The sequence below is a fragment of the Protofrankia sp. Cas8 genome (assembly GCF_963555845.1).
Classification (GTDB): Bacteria; Actinomycetota; Actinomycetes; order Frankiales; family Frankiaceae; genus Protofrankia.
Window position 1 is genome coordinate 5045 of the sequence record NZ_CAUVXI010000206.1, and the last position, 5622, is coordinate 10666.

Annotated in this window: 6 protein-coding genes and 1 pseudogene; 5 read left to right on the forward strand and 2 right to left on the reverse strand. The window is 69.7% G+C overall.

Going from position 1 to position 5622, the window contains the following annotated elements:
* The 5 genes and pseudogenes from U9977_RS22335 to U9977_RS22355 all read left to right on the forward strand — a co-directional run.
* Positions 1-623 (forward strand): annotated as a pseudogene (locus tag U9977_RS22335) (hypothetical protein); the annotation flags it as partial.
* 71 nt (positions 624-694) lie between these two features.
* The gene (gene amrS, locus U9977_RS22340) at positions 695-1795 is read left to right on the forward strand and encodes an AmmeMemoRadiSam system radical SAM enzyme (protein WP_322751246.1); all 1101 of its coding nucleotides are present in this window, start codon (positions 695-697) and stop codon (positions 1793-1795) included.
* An 80-nt stretch (positions 1796-1875) separates the two neighbouring features.
* Entirely contained in the window at positions 1876-2115 is a 240-nt protein-coding gene (locus U9977_RS22345) for a radical SAM-modified peptide, FtsH ternary system-associated (protein ID WP_416210403.1), read from the forward strand.
* Positions 2106-2795: a hypothetical protein gene (locus tag U9977_RS22350; protein ID WP_322751248.1), complete on the forward strand. Its 690-nt coding sequence runs from the start codon at positions 2106-2108 to the stop codon at positions 2793-2795. Before U9977_RS22345 ends, U9977_RS22350 begins: the two co-directional genes overlap by 10 nt.
* A 13-nt stretch (positions 2796-2808) precedes the next feature.
* Complete coding sequence (locus tag U9977_RS22355; RefSeq protein ID WP_322751249.1) at positions 2809-4068, forward strand: ThiF family adenylyltransferase; 1260 nt, start codon at positions 2809-2811, stop codon at positions 4066-4068.
* Between the two features lie 310 nt (positions 4069-4378).
* On the opposite strand, the gene U9977_RS22360 is transcribed toward U9977_RS22355, so the two are convergent.
* Positions 4379-4753: a hypothetical protein gene (locus tag U9977_RS22360; RefSeq protein WP_322751250.1), complete on the reverse strand. Its 375-nt coding sequence runs from the start codon at positions 4751-4753 to the stop codon at positions 4379-4381.
* A gap of 236 nt (positions 4754-4989) precedes the next feature.
* A partial coding sequence (locus tag U9977_RS22365; protein WP_322751251.1) for an ImmA/IrrE family metallo-endopeptidase occupies positions 4990-5622 on the reverse strand: 633 nt, incomplete at its 5' end.

Genomic DNA, 5622 nt, shown 5'->3' on the forward strand with positions numbered 1-5622 from the left:
CCACCCCACCCCACTCCGTCACGATCATCCTGGACACCACCCCACCCACCTACGGCCCCATCGAAACCGTCCTCCGCCTGACCGCACACCTCCTCACCGTCACCCTCTGGCGCACAGGCCAGCACCCCACCCTCATCACCCTCGACCACCCCGGCCTCCCCCGCCCCCTGACCACCCCCGCCGACCTGACCACCCTCTGGACCAGCCGCACCCTGCACCCCCCCGACCTGCACGCCGCGCTGCGCACCGCCGTGCACACCCCTCACCCCACCACCGTGATCCTCACCCACCATCACCTCGCCCACGACCACCCCATCCACCCCGGACCCCACCTCCGACTCCTGACCACCCACCCCCCCGACACCCCACCCCCCAACCCGGGCACCACCCACGCATCCCGCACCACCACCAGCACCAGCACCAGCACCGCCACCGCGGACGGGCGGTACCACCGCCACCTCCCACCCCACCCCGACCCGGCCACCCTCACCGACGCCATCCACGCCCTACTCACCCCGACCACCGACAACCAGACCCGCATCGGCAGGTCTGCTGGACTGGACAACCACCAGCCGCCGACGCGGGGCTCGGGCGAGCCCTCGCCCGCCGGCCGAAGGATGTGAATCCACTGCTATGGGAGCAGCACGAAAGTCACATCGTTCGGGCGACCGGCCATCCGCGGTCGGAGCACGTCATGCCTGACGACCGACGGCCTGACGGTCTACCCGGGCCGCAGTGGCGGCCGGCGCTACTCGGTGAACCCGCCGAAAACGAGCCCAGCGGGAGCGGATCCGGCGAAAGCCACGCAGACGACCAGTGGATCCGCTGCCTACTGTGCCCGCACGGCTGCGAACTGCGGTCGGGCGAGACCGGCGTCTGTGCCGTGCGGCGTAACCACGCCGGCGTGCTGGAGACCGCCACCTACGCGGTCGCCGTCGCGCACCTCGACGCGATCGAGCGCAAGCCGCTCTACCACGTCCGGCCGGGGAGCCGGGTGCTCACGATCGCCGGGCCGGGATGCTCGTTCCGCTGCAACTACTGCGTCAACCACAGGTTGTCCCAGTATGGCCAGGTCGCCGACGTCGCCTGGACGGCCAGGCCCGCACAACCCGCCGAGCTGGTCGCGCAGGCCGCCGCGGACGGCGCGTCCCTCGGCATGTCCTACAGCGAGCCGAGCCTCGCCCCGGAGCTGACCCTGGACCTTGCGGCCCTCGCAGCCCCGGCGGGCGTGCCGCTCGTGTGGAAGACCAACGGTTTCCTCACCGCGCCCGCCATCGATCTGGTCGCGGGGGTGCTGGACGCGGTGAACATCGACGTCAAGGCCGCGCGAGAGTCCGCCCATCAGCGGCTCACCGGCGCGCCGCTGCGTCCCGTGCTGGACGCGGTCGAGCGGTTCCGCGCCGCCGGCGTGTGGGTGGAGGTGTCCACGCCGCTGATCCCCGGCGTGTCCGCCGAACCGGACGCGCTGCGCGCCATCGCCCGCCACCTCGCCGGCATCGACCCGGACATCCCCTGGCATCTGCTGCGCTTCACCCCGGACTTCCGGATGCGCCGGCCGCCCCCGACCAGCCCGCAGGCCCTGGCTGCGGCGCGGGCGGCAGGGTGGGACGCCGGTCTGCGGTTCGTCTACGTCGAACGGGCACTCGGCGCCGCCGGCCGGGAAACCCGCTGCCCGGTATGTGAGATGTCGCTGGTGCAACGTGGCATCTGGGAGACACTGGAATCGGTGGTCACGCACGGCACCTGCCCGCACTGTGGGCAGCCGATCCCGGGACGATGGGGGGATGATCGGTGAAGCAGTCCACCGATGGCAGCGAGACGGATAGCAGCCAGACAGACGGCAGCGGGCAGGACGGCAGCGGGCCGGACGGAAGCATGGCGGACGGAAGCGTGGCGGACGGCCGGACCAGCGGCAACACGTTCGTCGAGTCTCTACCGGACCTCATCGACGGATCCGAATACGCCGACTATCCAGACGGTCGGCTGGTCCGGTTGCAGATCACCGTGACCGAGTCCGGGGTGGAGATCATCGGCGACGCGTTCCGTCCGGCCGTCCTTGAGGCGCTGCTGGCGGACCTCGGCGGTGGCCCCACGGAGCAGATGCTGTGCGGCTGAGCTCTGACCCCCCGGGTGCCGGCGAGTTGGCCGCGCTCGAAGCCGGCATCAGCGAGGGGCTGGACCCGCAACCATCCGGTGAGGCACTGGAAGGCAGTCCGGTCGGCGGCGACGGGAGCCGGACCGCCGTCACCCACTCGGAGTCATGGTGGATGCACCTCAGATGCAGAACATGCGGTCACACCTTCCGTCGCGGGGACAGGGTCCGCGTGCGCGGGGCCGATGACGCCGCTCTGGTCGTCCACCTTGATCCGGCGCTGCGCTGTGCGGACAGGGCCGCGACGGACACTGCGACGGATAAAGCGAACGGAACTGCGAACGGAACTGCGAACGGAACTGCCGACAACGCCGGGAAGGACGCCGAGGACCTGGCCGCGTTCGCCGCCGGCCTGCTCGACGCCTGGCCGCCCGCCGGGGACGTACCGGTCGTCCGGCTCGCCCCGCACGCGCTCCAGGTTGCCCGGCCCGACATGGGGCCGGACGCCCCGAAGTGCCTGGTCTGCGGCCACACGTTCCGGGCGGGCGAGCACGTGGTGGTCTGTCCGTGCGGCATGTACCGCGGCTTCTGCGTGGCGGCCGTGCACCGGGACCCGGTCGCCGGCCTGACCTGCTGGGATGACTGGCGGCCCGACGGAGAGCTCACCCACTGCCCGGTCACGCTCAACCGGGTGGAGCGATGACCTCGGTGAAGCGATGACCCTGGTGGGCGACCGCTACGCCCGCCACCGCCTGATCCCCGACTGGGACCAGGACCTGCTCGCCACCAGCACCGCGGTGATCGTCGGAGTGGGCGCGCTCGGCAACGAGGTGGCCAAGAACCTGGCACTCGCCGGTGTCGGACGGTTGATCCTCTGCGACCCGGACACGGTCGCGGCGAGCAACCTCAGCCGTGCGGTGCTGCTCGAACCGGAGGACATCGGACGACCGAAGGTCACCGCCGCGGCCACCGCGCTGGCCCGGCTCGCCCCGGATGTCGCCGTCGAGACCCGACAGGCCGACCTGGCCGCTGGGGTCGGCCTTGGCGAGTTGGCCGACGCCGGGGTCGTCCTGGGCTGTCTCGACGCCCGGCGTGCCCGGTTACGCCTGCTCGGACGGGCAGCGCTGGTCGGCGCGCCACTCGTGGACGGCGGCACCTTCGCGTGGGGCGGTGAGATCCGGTTGCGGATGGACCCGGGCGAGCCCTGCTACGGCTGCTCGCTCACCCCACACGAGCGCGGTGAGTCCGACCTGCCGTGGAGCTGCGCCGAGATCCGGGCGGACGGTCCGCAACCGGCGTCGATCGTGGCCACATCGATCGTCGCCGGGTGGATGACGCTGGTCGCGTTGCGCGTGCTGTTCGGCAACCCGCCGGAGTACCGGATGCTGCGCATAGACGGCGGCACCGGCCAGACCGCGCCGCTCACCCTGACCAGGGACGGTCACTGTCCACACCACCGGCCGCTGGACGGGCCGGTCCACCCACTTTCGGTTGATCATCAAGCCACCGTCGGTGAGCTACTCGATGCCCTGCCCCCTGGTGCGGAACCGCTGACCTGGGCACCGTTTTCCGTCCCAGACCAGTGCCACCACTGTGGTCGTCATCACGATGGCGACAACGACGGTCACGGTCAGCAGGGGCAGCAGGGGCAGCAGGCGCAGCCGTCGAGATGCCGGGGTTGCGGGCGGGCTGTCCGGGTCCGGCGCAGCGAGCGGCTCCGCGACGCCGACCCTGGGCGACGCCTGCACGACCTCGGCGTGGCACCCGAGGAGATCCTGGCCGTCGCCACCACGACGCAGGCGGATGGGCAGGCCGAGTTCCAGTGGCACCGGTTGGCGACCCCGACGCCGACGCCGACGCCGACGGACCGCCGGACGACGGGCACGGCCGCTCGGACGACGACCTCGGGCGCCCGAACGACGCACCGCCGGACGACGCCCCCGACCGGGACGTCCGGCAGCGGCTCAACGATGTGAATCTGGTGCTACTGGAGCAGCACGAGATTCACATCCTTACCGCGTGATCCGCGGTCAGGACGCGGTCAGGACGCGGTCAGGACGCGGGCGGCTCGTGCTTGACGGACTCACCCCGGGCGCTCTTATCCGCTGGCGGAGATGCGTCGGTTGTCGATGGCGCGGCCGCCTTTGTTGATCTCAGCGCGCACCTGTGCGACCCGTTGATGGGAGATACCGAGCAGTTCGCCGACGTCGCGTACGGACAGCGATGTGGGCAGGCGCGCAATAGGCCCCAGATCGGGGGCATTACGATCTCCGGCCGATCTATGGGTCAGCAGACTTCGCGGTGGGGAGGGACGCGAATCTCCCGCGGGTACTCCCACATCGCCTTGAGCAGGTCGTACGCCTGGGGGCAGCCGACCTCGCCGAAGGCGTACGCCTCGGCCAGTACTCCGGCAGCGTCCAGCACGCGCAGACCGCTGGGACGACGGCGAACGAAGTCTGCCGCGGGCCCATCATCGGTGATGAAGATCCGGTCGCGAGCATCCGTCCGCTCCAGGACACGGATCGACTCAGCCTCACCCAGATGCCTCAATGGTTCGGCGGACCTCCCACCCAAGCCGCGACGGATGAGGTCGACCTTTTCGTCTCCAGCTTCATCGAGGCGGAACGGAGCCCCCAGCCAACCGTTTTCGAGATCGAGCACCCTTTGCAGCAGCGGTTCGGCGCGGAGGCCGCGACGAATTTCGTGGCGGACGCTCTCCGTCCATCCTGCGCGACTACCGTATCGACACCCCAGGACCCAAAGAGCGTCAACTACAGCGAAGTTCTGCAGTGTGCACGCGTCAATCAGGACCAGCTGATCCGTCGAAGGTGTCGGCGCCGGGATCGGTCGCCTGTCTGGACTCACCTGTCCAGCCCACGCCTTGGGTAGGCAAGACCTTACAGGACGAGTTCTGTATCGGTGTTCGCCATCTCCTCCTCGGTCATTGGAGCCAGCGGCTGTAGCTGCTTGAGGAGCACGTTTTCCGGAACGCTCGTAAGCCGCGCGAGGACGCGGACGCTGATCCCGCCGCTGTTGTATGCCTCCATTGCCCGCTGCAGCAAGCTGGTCGGCAGGCGGCGCGATCCAATACTCTGCAGCTGCCGCTGGTACTCTTCGGCACGTCCTGTCATGAGGACCAGCCTGCGGGCGGACAGCTGTCGAACCCGGTCACGCCCCGCCGCGTCCACCAGTTCAACGTTATGCAGACGGAATGCGAGCGCATCCAGGCTGACCCTGAACCGAGTAAGCATCGCGCCGATCGACCGCTCGGTCGGCCCTCCCGGACCCAACGACCGGCGCACGCTTGTCTCAGGCATAAGGAAAGCGGCGGCAAAACTGTTGGCTCTCGTCTCCTCGCGACTGTGTCGGCCGTAGAGGTCCTCGTCAATCGTGATGCCATTCGTATCGCCGTGGGTGTCACCTGCGGCGATATGTCCGATCTCGTGGGCAAGCGTGTAACGCTGTCGAGTGGCCGGAATAGCGCTACTCACGAGGGCCAAGCGGTAGTTACCTCGGGCTACACTCAAGCC